Origin of the sequence: Streptomyces sp. BI87 (assembly GCF_025957665.1) — a bacterium.
Classification (GTDB): domain Bacteria; phylum Actinomycetota; class Actinomycetes; order Streptomycetales; family Streptomycetaceae; genus Streptomyces; species Streptomyces albidoflavus.
The window spans coordinates 1,888,910-1,906,729 of record NZ_CP110079.1; the positions used below are offsets into that span (position 1 = coordinate 1,888,910).

General features: G+C 75.6%; 9 protein-coding genes. 1 reads left to right on the forward strand and 8 read right to left on the reverse strand.

Going from position 1 to position 17,820, the window contains the following annotated elements; genetic code table 11:
* The first annotated feature begins 215 nt into the window (after positions 1-215).
* A complete protein-coding gene (locus OIM89_RS08110) occupies positions 216-3,995 on the forward strand; it encodes a multifunctional oxoglutarate decarboxylase/oxoglutarate dehydrogenase thiamine pyrophosphate-binding subunit/dihydrolipoyllysine-residue succinyltransferase subunit (RefSeq protein ID WP_047467279.1) in 3,780 nt (1,259 codons plus the stop codon).
* Positions 3,996-4,081: 86 nt separating this feature from the next.
* Here OIM89_RS08110 and fxsT read toward each other — a convergent pair whose 3' ends face one another.
* The 8 genes from fxsT to OIM89_RS08150 form a co-directional block, all read right to left on the reverse strand.
* Positions 4,082-7,087, reverse strand: a complete 3,006-nt coding sequence (fxsT, locus tag OIM89_RS08115; protein WP_030695580.1) for an FxSxx-COOH system tetratricopeptide repeat protein — start codon at positions 7,085-7,087, stop codon at positions 4,082-4,084.
* 111 nt (positions 7,088-7,198) lie between these two features.
* On the reverse strand, positions 7,199-8,608 hold the full coding sequence (locus tag OIM89_RS08120; RefSeq protein WP_047467282.1) for an aKG-HExxH-type peptide beta-hydroxylase: 1,410 nt from the start codon (positions 8,606-8,608) through the stop codon (positions 7,199-7,201).
* Complete coding sequence (locus tag OIM89_RS08125; RefSeq protein WP_264491114.1) at positions 8,605-9,849, reverse strand: FxsB family cyclophane-forming radical SAM/SPASM peptide maturase; 1,245 nt, start codon at positions 9,847-9,849, stop codon at positions 8,605-8,607. The genes OIM89_RS08120 and OIM89_RS08125 overlap by 4 nt, the downstream gene beginning before the upstream one ends.
* Before the next feature lie 225 nt (positions 9,850-10,074).
* Complete coding sequence (fxsA, locus tag OIM89_RS08130; protein ID WP_030695577.1) at positions 10,075-10,275, reverse strand: FxSxx-COOH cyclophane-containing RiPP peptide; 201 nt, start codon at positions 10,273-10,275, stop codon at positions 10,075-10,077.
* A 38-nt stretch (positions 10,276-10,313) separates the two neighbouring features.
* Positions 10,314-13,730: an SAV_2336 N-terminal domain-related protein gene (locus OIM89_RS08135; protein WP_264491115.1), complete on the reverse strand. Its 3,417-nt coding sequence runs from the start codon at positions 13,728-13,730 to the stop codon at positions 10,314-10,316.
* Between the two features lie 6 nt (positions 13,731-13,736).
* Positions 13,737-14,759, reverse strand: coding sequence for an AAA family ATPase (locus OIM89_RS08140; protein ID WP_030695575.1), 1,023 nt, complete (start codon positions 14,757-14,759; stop codon positions 13,737-13,739).
* A gap of 120 nt (positions 14,760-14,879) precedes the next feature.
* Positions 14,880-17,144, reverse strand: a complete 2,265-nt coding sequence (locus OIM89_RS08145) for a trypsin-like peptidase domain-containing protein (protein WP_175457849.1) — start codon at positions 17,142-17,144, stop codon at positions 14,880-14,882.
* Positions 17,141-17,662, reverse strand: a complete 522-nt coding sequence (locus OIM89_RS08150; RefSeq protein ID WP_175457848.1) for a CU044_2847 family protein — start codon at positions 17,660-17,662, stop codon at positions 17,141-17,143. Before OIM89_RS08150 ends, OIM89_RS08145 begins: the two co-directional genes overlap by 4 nt.
* Between the last annotated feature and the right edge of the window lie 158 nt (positions 17,663-17,820).

The window sequence follows — 17,820 nt, forward strand, 5'->3', positions numbered from 1 at the left end:
AGGGATGCGGGCCCGAGGGACCGCGGCCGTGCACGGAGGCGTCCGGGCTGGAGGGAAATCCCGCTTGTTTCCCGCCAATCAGAGACCCGAAACACGGGATCTGGTGTGACTTTCACGACGGATGCCCGGCCCGGCCTGCACCTCTCGGTGACGAAGGCGTAGCCTTTATTCCCGCTGTCCACCACCTTGTGAAGCGGAAGAGGGCGGTTGCCGCCGTGTCGCCACAGTCCCCCAGTAATTCGAGCGTCTCGACCGACCAAGCGGGGCAGGGCAAGAGTCCTGCCGCCGCGTTCGGGTCGAACGAGTGGCTCGTCGACGAGATCTACCAGCAGTACCTCCAGGACCCGAACTCGGTAGACCGAGCCTGGTGGGACTTCTTCGCCGACTACAAGCCCGGCGGGGGTGGCACGGCTCCCGTGGAGACCGCGGCCCCCTCGGCCGCGACCCCGGTCGCGCCGGCCAAGCCCGCTCCGGCGGCCAAGGCCCCCGAGGCGAAGCCGGCCGCCGCGCCGGCCAAGCCCGCCGAGCAGGCGCCGGCCGCCAAGGCCGCCCCCGCGAAGACGGCCCCCGCCAAGGCCGCTCCGGCCAAGCCCGCCGCGAAGGCCGCCGAGCCTGCCGCGCCCGCGGAAGGCCCGGAGTTCGTCACGCTGCGTGGCCCCTCGGCCGCGGTCGCGAAGAACATGAGCGCCTCGCTGGAGCTGCCCACGGCCACGTCCGTGCGCGCGGTGCCGGTCAAGCTCCTCTTCGACAACCGCATCGTCATCAACAACCACCTGAAGCGCGCCCGGGGCGGGAAGATCTCCTTCACGCACCTGATCGGCTACGCCATGGTGCAGGCCATCAAGGCCATGCCGTCGATGAACAACTCCTTCGCGCAGAAGGACGGCAAGCCGACGCTGGTCAAGCCCGAGCACATCAACCTCGGGCTCGCCATCGACCTGGTCAAGCCCAACGGCGACCGCCAGCTCGTCGTCGCGGCCATCAAGAAGGCCGAGACGCTCAACTTCTTCGAGTTCTGGCAGGCGTACGAGGACATCGTCCGCCGGGCCCGGGACAACAAGCTGACGATGGACGACTTCTCGGGCGTCACCGTCTCGCTGACCAACCCCGGCGGCATCGGCACCGTCCACTCGGTGCCGCGTCTGATGCCCGGCCAGTCGGTGATCCTCGGCGTGGGCGCGATGGAGTACCCGGCGGAGTTCCAGGGCACCTCGCAGGACACCCTGAACAAGCTCGGCATCTCGAAGGTCATGACCCTGACGTCGACCTACGACCACCGGGTCATCCAGGGCGCCGCCTCCGGCGAGTTCCTGCGGATCGTCGCCAACCTGCTGCTCGGCGAGAACGAGTTCTACGACGACATCTTCAAGGCGCTGCGCATCCCCTACGAGCCGGTCCGCTGGCTCAAGGACATCGACGCCTCGCACGACGACGACGTCACCAAGGCGGCCCGCGTCTTCGAGCTGATCCACTCCTACCGGGTCCGCGGCCACGTCATGGCCGACACCGACCCGCTCGAGTACCACCAGCGCAAGCACCCCGACCTCGACATCAACGAGCACGGGCTCACGCTGTGGGACCTGGAGCGCACCTTCGCCGTCGGCGGCTTCGCCGGCAAGTCGATGATGAAGCTCCGCGACATCCTCGGCGTCCTGCGCGACTCGTACTGCCGCACCACCGGCATCGAGTTCATGCACATCCAGGACCCGAAGCAGCGCAAGTGGATCCAGGACCGGGTGGAGCGCGGTCCGGGCAAGCCCGAGCGCGAGGAGCAGCTGCGCATCCTGCGGCGGCTCAACAGCGCCGAGGCGTTCGAGACCTTCCTCCAGACCAAGTACGTCGGCCAGAAGCGGTTCTCGCTGGAGGGCGGCGAGTCCGTCATCCCGCTGCTCGACGCGGTCCTGGACTCGGCGGCCGAGTCGCGCCTGGACGAGGTCGTCATCGGCATGGCCCACCGCGGCCGCCTCAACGTCCTCGCCAACATCGTCGGCAAGTCGTACGCGCAGATCTTCCGGGAGTTCGAGGGCAACCTCGACCCGAAGTCGATGCACGGCTCCGGCGACGTCAAGTACCACCTGGGCGCCGAGGGCACCTTCACCGGCCTGGACGGCGAGCAGATCAAGGTCTCGCTCACCGCCAACCCCTCCCACCTGGAGGCGGTCGACCCGGTGATGGAGGGCGTGGTCCGCGCCAAGCAGGACATCGTCAACAAGGGCGGCACGGACTTCACCGTCCTGCCCGTCGCCCTCCACGGCGACGCGGCCTTCGCGGGCCAGGGCGTGGTGGCCGAGACGCTCAACATGTCGCAGCTGCGCGGCTACCGCACCGGCGGCACGGTCCACATCGTCATCAACAACCAGGTCGGCTTCACCGCCGCACCGGAGTCCTCGCGCTCCTCGATGTACGCCACCGACGTGGCCCGCATGATCGAGGCGCCGATCTTCCACGTGAACGGTGACGACCCGGAGGCCGTCGTCCGCGTCGGACGGCTCGCCTTCGAGTTCCGCCAGGCGTTCAACAAGGACGTCGTCATCGACCTGATCTGCTACCGCCGCCGCGGGCACAACGAGTCGGACAACCCGGCCTTCACCCAGCCGCTGATGTACGACCTGATCGACAAGAAGCGCTCGGTGCGCAAGCTCTACACCGAGTCGCTGATCGGCCGGGGCGACATCACCCTCGAAGAGGCGGAGCAGGCGCTCCAGGACTTCCAGGGCCAGCTGGAGAAGGTCTTCACCGAGGTCCGCGAGGCCACCTCGCACCCGGTGCAGCACGAGCCGGAGGGCCCCGAGGCGGAGTTCCCGGTCGCGGTCAACACCGCGGTCTCCCCGGAGGTCGTCAAGCGGATCGCCGAGTCGCAGGTCAACATCCCCGAGCGGGTCACCGTCCACCCCCGTCTGCTGCCGCAGCTCCAGCGCCGCGCGGCGATGGTCGAGGACGGCACGATCGACTGGGGCATGGGCGAGACCCTGGCCATCGGCTCGCTGCTGATGGAGGGCACCCCGGTGCGCCTCTCCGGCCAGGACTCGCGCCGCGGCACCTTCGGCCAGCGCCACGCGGTCCTCATCGACCGGGAGACCGGCGACGACTACACGCCGCTGCTGTACCTCTCGGACAACCAGGCCCGCTACAACATCTACGACTCGCTGCTCTCCGAGTACGCGGCGATGGGCTTCGAGTACGGCTACTCGCTGGCCCGTCCGGAGTCGCTGGTGCTGTGGGAGGCCCAGTTCGGTGACTTCGTCAACGGCGCGCAGATCGTCATGGACGAGTTCATCTCCTCGGCCGAGCAGAAGTGGAGCCAGCACTCCGGTGTGACGCTGCTGCTGCCGCACGGCTACGAGGGCCAGGGCCCGGACCACTCCTCGGCCCGTCCGGAGCGGTTCCTCCAGCTCTGTGCGCAGAACAACATGACGGTCGCCATGCCGACCCTCCCGTCGAACTACTTCCACCTCCTGCGGTGGCAGGTGCACAACCCGCACCACAAGCCGCTGGTGGTCTTCACGCCGAAGTCGATGCTGCGCCTGAAGGCCGCCGCGTCGAAGGCGGAGGAGTTCACGACGGGCGGCTTCCGCCCGGTCATCGGTGACGACTCGGTGGACGCCTCGCAGGTCCGCAAGGTCGTCCTCTGCGCCGGCAAGGTCTACTACGACCTGGAGGCCGAGCGGCAGAAGCGCGGCGTCACGGACACCGCGATCATCCGCGTCGAGCGCCTGTACCCGCTGCCGGGTGCCGAGCTCCAGGCGGAGATCGCCAAGTACCCGAACGCCGAGAAGTTCCTGTGGGCCCAGGAGGAGCCGGCGAACCAGGGCTTCTGGCCCTTCATCGCGCTCAACCTGATCGACCACCTGGACCTGGGTGTCGGCGCGGACCTCCCGGCGGCCGAGCGGCTGCGGCGCATCTCGCGTCCGCACTCCTCGTCCCCGGCGGTCGGTTCGGCCAAGCGCCACCAGGCCGAGCAGGCCCAGCTGGTCGCCGAGGTCTTCGACGCCTGACCCCGGCCCTGTACCGGCCTGAGGCCCGCTCCCGCTGTGCGCGGGGGCGGGCCTCAGGGCTTCTCCGGCGGGGTGCCGGTCCGGGCTCAGGTCGAGTACGGCTCGAAGTCCCAGTACGGGCGGTTGCGGGAGCGGGCCGAGATGGTGTGGACGTGCTGGGCACCGAGGACGGTGGCGAAGTCCTGGAGCGCCTCGTCCTCGATCTTCTCGGCGTCCTTGCGGCGGCGTAGTCCGCGCAGGTCGGCGGCGTGGGCGACGCGGGCGGAGAGGGTCAGCGGGTGGGTGCGGCCCAGCGCCTCGGTGGCCCTCTCGACGGTGGTGCGGGAGAGTTCCGCGGCGGCCTCGGGGTCGCCGACGACGTTGCGGACGGCGGAGACGTTGAGGGCGCAGCCCAGCGTCCAGGGGTGGAGTTCGCCGACGGCCCGGGCCATGTCGGCGTAGGCCTGTTCGGCGTAGCGGGCGTAGTCGCGGCGCTCGCCGACGTTCCGCAGTACCAGGGCGTGGTTGGCGCGGACGCCGGCGACGAAGGGGTGGCCGGGGCCGAGCAGGGTGGTGTAGCGGCGCAGGACGGACTCGCTCAGTTCGCGGGCCTGGTCGACGTCGCCGTGCTCGCGGGCGTGGCAGCTCTGGGAGACGGTCAGGCGCAGGGTGAGCGGGTGGTTCTCGCCGACGGTGCGTTCGCAGCGGTCCAGGAGGTCGGCGAGGCGCAGCCCGGCCGCCTCGCGGTCGCCGAGGCGGTAGTGGCACAGGGCGAGGTTGTGCTCGGCGTCGAGGGTGACCGGGTTGTCGCGGCCCATCACGAGGCGCTGTTCGCGGACGTTCCTGGCCTGGAGGGACTCGGCGTCCTTGTAGCGGCCGACCAGGCGCAGGTCCAGGGCGTAGGAGTGCTCGGAGGAGAGCGTCCAGTTGTGGCGGGGCCGCAGGAGTTCGCGGCGGCGCTCCATCGTGTCCTTGTCGAGGACGAGCGCTTCCTGGTAGTGGCCGAGCAGGCGGAGCGAGACGGCGACGTTGTTGCGGGCGCTGAGGGTGCGGGAGTCCTGGTCGCCGAGGAGTTCGCCGTAGGCGTCCATGATCTCGGTGGAGAGCTGGTACGCCTCCTCGTAGCGGCCGAGGCCGCGCAGGTCGGCGGCGAGGCCGCTGGATGCGCGCAGGTAGGCGAGGTCGCGGGGGCCGTCGAGGGCGCGCAGCCGTTCGGTGGCGGCGCGCTCGATCGCCTCGGTGCCGGCGAAGTCGCCGCCGGCGCGCAGGAGGTTGGCGTAGTGGTGGACGAGGTCCCAGATGCGGGGGTGTTCGTCGCCGAAGAGGCGCCGCCAGATCTCCAGGGTGCGTTCGCCCAGGGCGACGCCGGTCTTGTACTCGCCGGAGAGGTAGAGGTAGCGCAGGCAGTTGAGGACGAGGTTCTGCACGGCCGGGTCGGTGGACTCCAGCGCCTGGGCGTGTTCGAGGTGGGGCACGATCTCGGCGTACCGGGGCCACAGGCGGGTGTCGGTGGGGCGGCCGGGGTCGGCGGCGGCCAGGGCGGCGCGGACGACCTGGGCGAAGGGGGCGCGGTCGGCCTCGGGCAGGTCGCGGTGGACGATCTGGTGGACCATGCGGTGGAGGTAGAACGCCTCGCCGGGCAGGGCGGTGTCGTCGCCGGAGAACTCGTGGGAGTCGAGGCTGACGACGGAGTACTGGCGGAGCTGGTTGACGGCGCGGTTCCACAGCAGGGGATCGCGGAGCAGCCCGGCGACCGGCTCGGGGGCCTCCTGGTGGTCGAGGTCGCGCAGGATGCGGACCGGGATGGTGCCGGGGGCGAAGAAGGTGCACAGGCCGAGCAGGGCGACGGACTCCGGGACGGTCTCGCGGAGCTTGTTGAGCAGTATCGACCAGGCGGTCTGGAAGGCGAGCGGAAAGTCCTGGGAGACCTTGACGATGTCCTGGTCGATGCCGCCTTCGAGGAGGGCGATGTAGTCGTCGACGGAGAGGTCGGAGTCGTTGAGCCAGCCGGCCGTCTGGTCGAGCAGCAGCGGCAGGTCACCGAGGGCCTCGGCGAGCTGCTGGGCTTCGGCGCGGCCGAGCCGGGGGGCGCGGCGGCGGACGAAGGCCACCGACTCGGCGCGGTCGTAGACGCCGATCTCCAGCATGCGGCTGTTGTGCTCGCCCCACTCGGGGTTCCGGGAGGTGATGAGGACGTGGCCGGGGCCGGTGGGGACGAGGTCGGAGATCTGGTGCGGCTCGTCGGCGCCGTCGAGGACGAGGAGCCAGCGGCCGTACGGGCGGCCCCGGCGCAGCGCGTCGCGGACGGCGCGGAGCCGTTCGCCGTACTCGGGGCCGGTGTCCAGCCGCAGCGCGGTGGCGAGTTCGGCGACGCGCAGCCGGAAGGAGGCGCGGCTCTCGGCGTCGACCCACCAGACGACGTCGTACTCGGAGCCGAAGCGGTAGACGTACTCGGCGGCGAGCTGGGTCTTGCCGACGCCGGGCATGCCGTGGAGGGTGACGACGCCGGTGCCGCGGGCGGCGTCCTGGAGGATCCGGTGGGCGTCGGTGAGGATGCGCTCGCGTCCGGTGAAGCGGGTGTTGCGGCGCGGGACGCCGCCCCAGACCTCGGAGGTGTCGAGGGGGAAGCGGGGGGCGCCCTCGGGGCTCGGTGCCTGGACGGGGGTGTCGGGCAGGCCGAGGCGGGCCAGGACCCGGCGTTCGGCCTCGTCGGCGCCGATGCCGGTGAGGTTGACGGCGGCGAGGGCGGAGGTGGCCGTGGGCAGGGAGTCGGTGGTGACCGAGACGGCGGCGAAGCGGCCGGGATGGGTGGCGGCGACCTCACGGAGCGCGGCGTTCCACTCCTCGTGGGTGCGGGGGCCGAGCTGGACGTACCAGCGGGAGAGGACGATCAGGACGGGGCCCGGGGCGAGGGTGAGGTCGCGGAGCGAGTCGGCGAGCGGCTCGCGGACGGAGGGGTCCCAGCGCTGGAGGACGACGCCGTGGCCGCGCCGTTCCAGCAGGCCGCCGACCCAGGCGGCCCAGGCGCGGTCGAATCCGGCGAAGCTGATGGTCACGGGCTGCGGCACACCGCCCCCGGGAGACACCGCCTCCGGCGTGAGGAACTGACTCATGGGGCCTCTCCTGCTCCTCTGGGTGGGTCGGCGGATCGGGACATCCTCCGTTCAACTTCCCACAATTGGAGCAGTGTTCACGGCCCCACACGGGTGATTCACGGAAGAAGATCAGGAAGGGCGCGTTCCGCCCTGGCGCTGGAGCCAGAGCGCCCGGGTGGTGGCGACGTAGGCGACGGCGCGGGCCAGGTGGTCGGCGGGCACCTCGGCGTGGGTGAGCCGGGTGTACGCCGTCACCATCCCCTCGGCGACGGTGCGCCCGGCGGGGGTGAGCGCGTCGGAGCCGACGAGGACCGGCAGGGCGGCGCCGACCTGCTCGCGGCGGCGGGCGTGTTCGGCCCAGGCCCGTTCGCGTCCGGGGCCCGGGGGCAGGGCGCGCGCGTGGTGCAGCCACCAGTCGGCGAGGGCGAGGTGGCTGTAGACGCCGTGCCAGAGCCCGTCGAAGGGGCGCGGGTCGGGCCGCCAGGGCGCGAAGTGGCGTGGGGCGGGGTCGGCGTGGTGGAGCGGGGCGAGGGCGGCGAGGGCGGCGAGCTTGATGTGCTGCGTCTCGTGGACGAGGGTCTCGGCGAACCCGGCCGCGTCGGGCGGTTCGCTGCTCAGCACGGCGCCGAACGCCTCCCGCCGCGTCCCGCTGCAACTCCCCGGCGGCGGCTCCCCCGCCGCCCCGCCGCCCGGCGGCGCCAGCGGCACGAGGCAGCGCAGCAGGGTGACGGCCTCGCTGATCCGGTGCGGCCCGCCGTGGCCGAGCGCGGCGGCGGCACCGGACCAGGCCGCGCCCCAGCGTTTGCGGGCCAGGTCGTCGAGGTCGGTGATGCCGGTGAACCCGGGCTGGTCCGGGTGGTGCGGCACGCGGTACGGGTCGAGGTCGTCCAGGGGGACGGGGTGGCCGCCGGGCAGGAGCGGCGGCAGGGCGTGGGCGGCGCGCCAGGCGGGGGACGCCGCCCACGCGCCGTGGCCGCGCTGCGGGCGGACGGTGACGGTCCGGGGGCCGTCGGCGCGCAGGACGAGGCGGCCGCCGCTGTGGTGGGCGTCGACCGGGACGGTGCCGGGCCCGGTGCGCAGGGCGCCGAGGGTGGGCAGGGCGAGGGTGCCGCCGGTGGCGGTGAGCCTCAGGCGGAACGGCAGCCCGGCGCGGACGGCCGCGGCGGCGGCGAGCGGGGCGAGGTGGGCCAGGGCGTGGGCGGTGGCGGCGGGGTCGGGCGGTCCGGTGCCGGTGAGCAGGGCGAGGGCGCGTTCGGCCCAGGGGCCGACGAGGGGGGCGAGCAGCAGGGAGCGGACGGTGGCGCCCCGGTCGGGTGTGGCGCGTTCGGCGGCCTCCAGCAGGGCCCAGCTCTCGGCGAGGCCGCGCCGGGCGGCGGGCGGGCAGCGGTCGGCGCCGGCCGCGTCGGCGGCGTCCAGGACGGCGCGCAGCAGCAGGAGCCGGCGCCGGTCCTGGTCGCGGGCGAGGAGCCGGAGGGTGGCCGGGGAGCCTTCGGTGCACCCCAGTTCGTACAGGACGTGGTGGGGGATCGGCTGGCTCACCGCGTTCCTCCTTCCCCGGCCGTGGTGGGGTCACGGGCCGGTCCGGTGCCGGTGGCGCGGGCCAGGGCGGCGGCCACGTGGTGGAGGAACCGCTGCTGGTCGGCGCAGTAGACGCTGGGGTGGCCGAAGCCCGCCCCGGCGCGGTGGCGGTGGGCGTAGTGGCCGCCGCCGCAGGCGTGCAGGAGGGGGCAGGCGCGGCAGTCGGCGGCGAGGGCGGCGGGGCCCGACTGGCGGGCGGCGATGCCGGGGTGGGTGAGGGCGTCGTCGAAGGTGTTCCGGCCGAGGGTGAGTCCGGTGGCGGCGGCGCCGGGGTAGGCCGACTTGAGCGAGTCGGTCTGTTCGAGGGAGCCGTCGGTCTCCACGACCACGGCGGTGAACGGGTCGAGGCCGAGCGACTCGGTGCCGGTGGGCAGGCCGAGCAGGGCGGCGATCGCCTCCTCGAAGAGCCGCACCCGGGTCTGCCTGCGCCCGGCGGCCCACCAGAGGTCGAAGACGGCGGCGAGCCAGTCGCCGTACGGGGCGGGGGCGCCGGCCCCGGTGCGGGCGGGCGGTCCCGGCGGCGGGTGGAGGCCGGGCGGCGGGGCGCTCCAGTTGCCGTGCGGCAGCAGCAGGTCGACGGCGGGGGGCCGCAGCCGGAGCAGCGAGGTGTACACCTCGGCGGGGTCCTGTTCCGGGTCGACGACGAGCAGGAGGCCCGCGTACGCCTCGGGGGCGTGCTCGGCGAGGAGGCGGGTGCCGCGGAGGGCGGCGGGCCAGGAGGGGCGTCCGGCGTGGTCGACGCGGGCGGTGTTGTGGCGGGCCCGGCCCCCGTCGAGGCTGACGCCGACGGCGATGCGGGCCCGGGCCAGGTCGCGGACGCGGGCGGCGGTGAGCAGGGTGGCGTTGGTCTGGAGGGTGACGCGCACCCGGGTGTGGCCGGGGACGCGGCGGCGGACCAGTGCGGCGAAGGCGGCGAGCCGGTCGGTGCCGGCCAGCAGGGGCTCCCCGCCGTGCAGGACGAGGGAGACGGCGGGGAGCCGGTGGGCGGCGGCGTGTTCGGCGATCCGGTCGGCGGTCAGCGCGAGCACCGCGTCCGAGGCGGCGGCCGGCCGGTCGCGCCAGCCGGTGTCGGGGCCCTCGTAGAGGTAGCAGTAGCGGCAGGCCAGGTTGCACCGCCCGTGCACCTTCACGATGAACTGGCGGAAGGGGTACGGAGGTCCGGCGTCCGTGGGCGGGCGCGACGGGCCCACTGATCGTGGCATCGGCACCCCCGTGTCGTCCGCCGCCCCGTCCCGGGCACGGGCCGTCTCCCCGTGCCCCCGGCCGGCCCGACCCGGATGGTGCCCGGTCCCCCACGGCGGCGAAACCGGCCGCGGCCCCGCTGGCCTGTTGGCCCGGCCCGCACGGGGAAAGGTGGCCGAAAGAGGCGGCTGCCGAGCCGTGCTTTCCGGAGTTGCCGGGGCGGGGGCCCGGCCGGAACTGGTCGCTCAGAAGGAGCTGTTGAAGTTCCAGAGCATCTCGCGCGGGCCGGAGCCGCGGCCCCGGAGGTCGTCGAGGAGGGCGGTGAGGACGGGGTGGTCCAGGGTCCGCAGCGACTCCAGGTCGAGGTCGAGGAGGTCGGGCAGGACGGCGGCCTCCTCCGGCGCGGGCGGCCGGGCGGGCGGGGGGTGGTGGACGGCGTCGGACATGGCGGTGCCCTTCCTTTCCCGGGTGCGGCCGGGCCTCGTCAGGCGAGTTCGGCCAGGCGTTGCGCCGTCTGCCGGGGCGTCGGCTCGACGGTGGGCTGGGTACCGGGCGGGAGCAGGCCCCAGGCCCGGTGGGCGGCCCCGTACGCCTCGCGCGCCGCGCGCGGGCGCCCCGCCGCCTCATAGGTCATACCCCGCCAGTGCTCCGCCTGAGCGCCCAGCGTCGCGGATTCCGCGGCGGCCCGTTCGGAATCGGCCTCCTCGCGGGCGCGCCGGGCGGCGTCGGCGGCGGCCCGGAAGGCGTCGGCGGCCTCGTCCAGCCGGGCCGGGCGCCCGAGGGTCTGGGCCGCCTCGAACCGGGCCTGGCCCACCTCCAGCAGGCAGCGGGCGCTCTCCAGCGGCCCGGCGGCCTCCTGGGCGGCGAGGCCCAGCAGGTGTTCGCCCTCGCGCAGGTCGACCCGGTCGCCGGTGAGCCGGTGGCGGGCCATCAGGCCGCGTCCCAGCAGCACCAGCCGGTGGGAGAAGGCCCGGTCGCCGCGCGGGGTCTCGGCACGGCAGCCGCGCAGCACCCGGACCGCCGCCACCACCCGCTCCAGCCGCTCCTCGCGGGTGCCGTCGCCGAGCAGGGCGCGCCGCAGCAGCGCCTCGCCCCATTCCGCGAGCAGGGCGGCGTGGGCGGGGGCGTCGCGCGGGATGCCCGGGGCGGCCTCCTCGAACCGGGCGGCGGCGCGGACCAGTTCGGCCGGGTCGCCGCTCTCCTCGTACCGGGCGGTGTGGACGCGTCCGGCCCGGGTGAGCAGGGCCGAGCGGCGGCGGGCGGACGGGGGCGGGATGGCGCCGAGGGCCGCCTCGACGCGGTCGGCGGCCTCCTGGTGGTACTCGGGTCCGGCCCGCAGCAGGGCGTCGGCGAGGTCGAGGAGGGCCGCCTCCCGCTCGGCGGGCTCCAGCGCCCCGGCGTCGTCACCGGCCGCCTCGGCGTCGACGACGGTGCGCAGGGCGCGGGCCGCCTGCCGGGCGTGGGCGCGGGCCTGGCCGCCGGGGGGCCCGGTGCCGGCCAGGCGGAGCAGGGTGCGGCCGTGGGCGAGGGCGAGGGTGGCGGGCCGGCGGTGCTGGTCGGGCCAGATGTCGGTGAAGGCCTCCAGCATGCCGACGGCGGCCTGGAGCAGGGAGCTGTCGCCGCCCAGCCGCCACTGGGTCTCCAGGGCGCGGACCCGCGCCAGGGTGAGGCGGAGCGCCTGGCCGGAGCCGAGGCCGGGGGCGGCGCAGGCGACGGCGTACTCCCGGTCGGCGCGGCGCAGCAGGTCGAGGGCCTCGTGGCGGTCGCCACGGCGGCGCCGGTCCTCGGCGGTGGCGTGCAGGGTGGCGGCGAGGATGTCGCGGTGGCCGGTGCGGCCGCCGGCGTCCTCGGCGGTGGCGCGTTCGGCGGCCTCGCGGGCGGCGGTGAGCAGGTCCCGGCCGCCCTGGACGCGCCAGAGCCGCAGCGCCTCGCGGGCGTACCGGGCCCAGAGGGCGGACCGGGGCGGCCCCTGGCTGTTCTCGGCGGCGCCGCGCAGGAGCTGGACGGCGTCCATCAGGTACTGGACCATGCCCTCCTCCTCGTACCGCCGGGTGAGGGTGGCGGCGGCCCCGAGGACGGGGTGGTCGGCGCCGTCGGGGGCGGGCGAGGGGTCGGTGTGGTGCAGGGGGACGGTCATGAAGCGCTCCAGCACGTCGGCGGCGACCTCGGCGAAGGGCTGCGGGACGGTGGGGGCGTTCTCCTCCCCCGCCTCGCCGGTCACGGTGCCGGGGGCCCGGCCGGGGCGGGCGGGGCGGCCGGTGTCGGGGAGCGGGCCGGTGGCGGTGGACCGGCCGAGTTGGGCGTAGGCGAGGGCGGGGAAGTTGGGGCCGCCCTTGCCGAAGCGCTGCTCGATGTACTCGGAGCAGTGTTTGAGGACGAGCATCGCCTCGTCGCGGCCGAGCGGGCCGAGCAGCGCCTGACGGACGCCGGGCACGAAGTCGTACCACTGCTCCTGCTCGCCGTCGCCGGTGCCCGGTTCGTCGGCGCGGACCAGGAGGCCGCTGAGGAGGACCTCGGCGAGTTCGGCGGGTCCTGAGTCGGGCAGCATCGTGCGCTGGACCAGCTGCATGACGGGGAGGTTGAGCGGGGCGGCGGCCAGGCAGACCGCGAGCCGCCCGGCGGCCGGGGAGGCGGTGGAGCGGAACCGGCTGACGAGCTGGAGCGGGGTGAGGGTACGGCGGGCCCGGACCGGCCGGGCCGGTTCCTGGGCGGCGCTGACCCAGCCGACGGCGCCGGGGGTGCGGACGGGTCCGGTGCCGGAGAGCAGCCGGGCCCAGGAGCCGAGGGCGGCGGCGGTGGGCGGCAGGACCGGGACGGGGCGGGCACCGGGCGGGGGCGGCGGTCCGTCGGAGACGACCTTGAGCAGTCCGGCCCCGCTGACGCCCTGCCCGCGCCGCAGGTCGCCGAAGGTGACCTGGAGCCGGGTGCGGGGCCACAGGCGTTGCGGCAGCGGCTGGAGGACGGCGACGGGGCCCTGTCCGGCGAGCCGGTGCAGGGTGCGGTGGGCGGCGCCGCTGTGCCACAGGGGCCCGGCGCAGTCGCTGACCAGGAGGGTGACGCGGCGTCCGGTGGCGTCGACGAGGCGGTCGGTGGAGTGCAGGGGCGCGCCGTCGCGGCGCGGGCTGCGGCTGACGGCGGCCCGGCCGTCGTCGGTGGCGTGGAGGTAGCGGACGTGCAGGTCGCGGAAGGCGCCGAGCCCGCCGAAGACCTCCCGCAACTCGTCGAAGAGCCGCTGCCAGACCCGCATCGAGCCGGAGGCGTCCAGGACCAGCTGGAGCAGGGCCTCACGGCGGTTGACGGGCCGGAAGACGGGCAGCACCAGTCCCCCGGCGCGGGCGGTGAGTTCGGCGGTGGCGGCCTCGTCGAGCACCTGCCGCCTGGGGGCGGCGCCGGTCCGGTACGCCTGGAGCGGGCGCAGCGCGCGCTGGAGCCTGAGCGGTGAGGCGAGCACCGCGGCGGCGGGCACCCCGACCGGCAGTGCACCGGCGGACGGGCCGTCGTCGGCGACGGTGGCGGTGGACGGCCGGGTGTGCAGGGGGACGCGGGCCTCGGCGGCGGGCTCGCCCGCGGGCCCGGGCGGCGCCGTGGGGCGGCCGAACGGCTCCACGGCCGGCCCGGTGCGGGACGCGCCGGGGCCCGGGCGGTCCTGGGCGGCGGCCTCCTGCGGGGTCTCCCGCTCCGTCCCGGCGGCCGGGGGGTCGGCCGGGGCGGGGGCGGGGGCGCCGGTGCGGGCGGCCAGCCAGAGGGCGTCGAGGAGGTGTTCGGCGTCGACGTCGAGCCCGGCGCCGCGCAGCCGGGCCACCAGCTCGGGCAACGGGTCGCGGGGCGCCTGCCGCTGGGGCGGGACGGGGGGCCGGTCAGGATGGCCGTCCGGGCCGTGGCGGGCCGTGGCTCCGGTCATCCTCGCTCACCTCGGCCGGTCGAGTCGCTGGATGAGCAGGTCGGCGAGGCGCTCCCGGTCCAGGTCGGGGGCGGTCTGGGTGAGGTGGATGGCGTTGAGGAGCTGGTCGGCGGCGAGCAGTTCGCTGCGGGAGCGCTCCAGGAAACGGAGGATCAGGTCGCCACCGCCGCGTTCCCGGTCGCGGCCCAGGTGGGCGCGGACGAAGCTGGCGAGCCGGGCGTGGTCGGGGCGGCCCAGCTCCAGGTGGATGCAGCGGCGCATCAGCGGTGCGGGGAAGTCGCGTTCCTCGTTGCTGGTCAGCACGGTGAAGGGGAAGGCGGTGCACTGCACGCGCCCGTCCTTCACCGGGACGCGGCGCCCGTCGTGGGTGAGGACGTGGGCGGTCCGGTCGGGCAGCCGGTCGGCGATCCGCTGGAGTTCGGGGATGGTGAACTCGCCCTCCTCCAGGACGTTCAGGAGGTCGTTGGGCAGGTCGATGTCGCTCTTGTCGAGCTCGTCGATGAGCAGCACGCGGGGCAGTTCACCGGGGAGCAGGGCGGTGCCGAGGGGGCCGAGCCGCAGGTAGTCGCCGATGGACTCGACGGAGCCGGGGGCGCCGGGTTCGGTGGCGGTGCCGCTGTGGGCGGCGATCTGGACGTCCTGGAGGCGCGCTATCGCGTCGTAGTGGTACAGGCCGTCCTGGAGGGTGGAGCGGCTGACGACGGGCCAGCGCAGCACGTCACCGAGGCCCAGTTCGTCGGCGACCGAGTGGGCGAGGCTGCTCTTGCCGACGCCGGGGCCGCCGGTGACGAGGAGGGGGCGGCGCAGGTAGAGCGCGGCGTTGATGACCTCCAGCTCCTCGGCCTCGGGGCGCAGCGAGACGGCCTGGTCGCGGTAGGCGCCCAGGCGGCGGGTCTCGGTGGTGCCGGCTCCCTCGCGGCGGCGGAAGTCGCGCCAGGGCGGGGGGTCGGGCAGCCGGAGGATGCCGTCGTGGGGTTCGCCGGCGCCTCGGTAGATGAGCCACTCGCCGGACTCGTCGGTCGCGCTCATAGCAATCCTCGTGGTCGCTGGGTCGCACAGGTCTCGGGCGGCCGGGCCCGGGGGCCGGCCGGTCGGCGCCGGTTCGCGGCTCACGGTAGCGAGCCGTACGGCGGGTCGTCAGGTGGTTGTTCAGAGTGGGGCGAACAGGTCGTCGGAGCCGGGCAGCGGCTGGTGCGGATCGTCGTACAGCAGGGCCACACCGTCGGCCCAGAAGCTGTCGGTGCGCCCCTCGGCGAGGGCGGCGCGCAGGGCGTGGACCAGGCCGGGGAGCCGCTGGGCGGTACGCGCGCGGGCCAGTTCCGCCTCGGCGCGCCGGTGGAACTCGGCGCACATCCGCTCCGGTCCGCCCGCGCCCCGGCGCCACAGCGCGACCCCGAAGCCGCCGTCGACGAGCCGGGCCAGCGCCTCGGCGGAGCCGGCGTGCCCGTACTCCCGGTACTGGCAGAGCACCGGCACCGACGCGTGGGCGAGCGAGCGCAGCTGGTCCGTCGACGGTACGGGTACCCGCGTACCCGCCTCGCAGTCCAGGACCCTGCCGCGGATGCCGGGGGCGAGCGGCGCGTCGTCGTGGGTCCAGCGCCAGCGGTCGTACCGGTCGGCGGCGGGGTCGGACTCGCCCGCGCCGCCGGGTGGTTCGGCGGGCCGGACGACGACCGGGCGGAGCCGGCCGAGCGGTGGTCCGCCCGGAACGGCCGGCCAGGAGTCGACGGGCAGGCCGAGCACGTCCCGCTCCAGGGCGACCTGGAGCAGGGCCGGGGTGCCGGGCTCGTCGGCGAGGGTGAAGGCGCGGGCGAGGGGTCCGGCGAGGCGCGCGGGGAGCTCGGCGAGCGGGGTGCCGGTGTGGTCGTCGTGGAGCGGCTCGGGCTCGGGCGGGTCGGGCAGGCCCTCGGCCGGGGTTCCGGCGGTGCGGGGCGGGCCGGGCGCGGGGAGCAGGCCGATCCGCCAGTCGAAGCTGTCCTGTTCCCAGGGGCGGCGGATCAGTTCGAGCAGGACGCTGTGGCGGGTGCCCCGGGCGGGGTCCAGGGGCGGCGGGGGCGCGGGGGCGGCGGCGTGGCGGCGCAGTTCGGCGGTGATCTCGCCGCGCACCGGCCGGTCGAGGGCGGCGGTGGTCCGGTGCAGCCAGGTGCGCAGGGCGGCCTCGGCCTCGGCGGTGCCGGGGTCGTGGTGGGGGCGCGGGGTGTGCAGCACGGCGACCACGTACCGCAGGACGGCGAGGCGGCGGCCCTCGTCGGTGGCGTGGCTCTCGTAGAGCCCGCCGAGCCCGTCGCGCCAGGCGCGGGGCGGCGGGACGGTGCGGGCGGCGGAGGCGCAGCCGGGGACGGAGCGGAGCAGCGCGGTGAGGCCGGCGGTGGAGGGCGGCGGCGGGAGTTCGCCGAGGGCGCCGAGGAGCAGGGTCCGCTCGCGGGGGCCGAAGGGGATGGTCCGGGCGCCGTCCAGGACGGCCTGGGTGTCGGCCCAGGCGGGGGGCGCGCCGTCCCGGTCGGCGTGGCGCAGCCGGTCGCGGTGGAACCGGTCGTGGCCGCGCAGGACCTCCTGGTAGAGGTCGCCGGGGCCGGGGGCGGGCTCCGGCGGCGGCCAGTCCGCTCCCGCCGGGTGGCCGGGGGCGTGGTCCCCGGGGCCGTACGCCCGGGTGTGCGCGCCGGAGCCGGCCGGGGCGGGCGCGGCGGTGGGCGGGGGCGCGGCGGCGACGGGGAGGTGGCGGAGCTGCCCGGTGCGGACGGCGGTGCCGCCCTTCTCCCGGGTGCGGCGGGACTTGACGAGGGCGACCACCTCGCCGCGGTGCGGGTCGAAGACGGGGCCGCCGGAGACGCCGTCGGGCAGGTCGTCGTCACCGAGCCTCAGCTCTTCGTCAGCGCCCCAGCCGATCCGCCCGAGCACGGTGACGGTCCCGTCGTACCTGCTGAGGCGGTGCCCGGAGCGGAACCAGCCGGCGAAGCCGAGGAGCAGCCCGGAGCGGCCGCCGGCTTGGCGGCCGTGGTCGGTCAGCGGCTGCTCGGCGAGGTGGACGCAGGCGTGGTCGGCCGGCTTCTGGAGGCGGATCAGCGCGAGGTCGGGCGCGGCCCATCCCTCGCCCGGGCGGGGCGGGGTCTCGGGCAGCGCGACGGCGACCTCGCCGGGCACCACGGCGGGCGGACCGCCTGGCTCCGGCTCATGGACGATGTCCACGTGGCCCCCTCCCTCCGCCAGCGCCACGTGGGCACAGGTCAGCACCCAGTTCGGCGCGACGAAGAAGCCGCTCCCGAGAAAGGTCCGGACGCCCTCGTCCGGCCCGCTGGGGTCATACCCGGGCCGCCGTCCATGGATGCGTACGGTGGCCGCCGCGATGAGGTGTTCCAGGGGCGGTTCGTCCCCCGTCGCCGCGCCCCTCGCGCCGGTGGCGCCCTCCCCCGTCACGGGACGGCTCCGGCGCCGCTCCCTCCGTGCCCCGGCTGCCCCGGTGCGCCGGAGGGTGCGCCCCCTCGGTCCGGGCCCGGCGGGCCGGCGGCCTCCGGGGTCCCCGGCCCGGTCCCGTCCCCCTCGGCCCGCGCCTCGTCGAGGTCCGGCGGTCCGCCGTTCTGCCAGGTCAACGTCACGGTGAGGGCCGCCTTGGCCTCGCCGTCGGCGAGCAGTCCGACGACCTTGCCCGCCTTGCCGGTCAGTTCGATCCCGAACTCCACGCTGACCTCGTCGGGCCGGACCGCCCGCAGCCCTTGGGCGACCGACCTGGCCACCCCGGTGATCAGCCCGCCGAGCCCGGCGACCTGGGCCTGGACCCGCTCCCCGGCCCGCCCGGCGAACCCGGCGTCGGTGTAGAGCGGCGCCCCGTCCGCCAGCTCCAGCTCGTCGGCCTGCGAGATCCGGGCCCAGACGGGCGTGCCGTCGGGCAGCTCGACGTACGCGACCCGGGACCGGGCCGCCTCCTCGGCGGTCATCGGGCGCACCGGCCGGTGCCGGGAGCGCGTACCCGGGCCTCGCGCCGGGGCGCGCACGGGCGAGCGGTGCGCGCCGTGCGCGGGGTTGCCGTTGCTTCCGTGGTCATGCTGGGGTCCCCCGTCTCCCACGTCTCCCCTGTACCTGCCCGTGGGGGGTG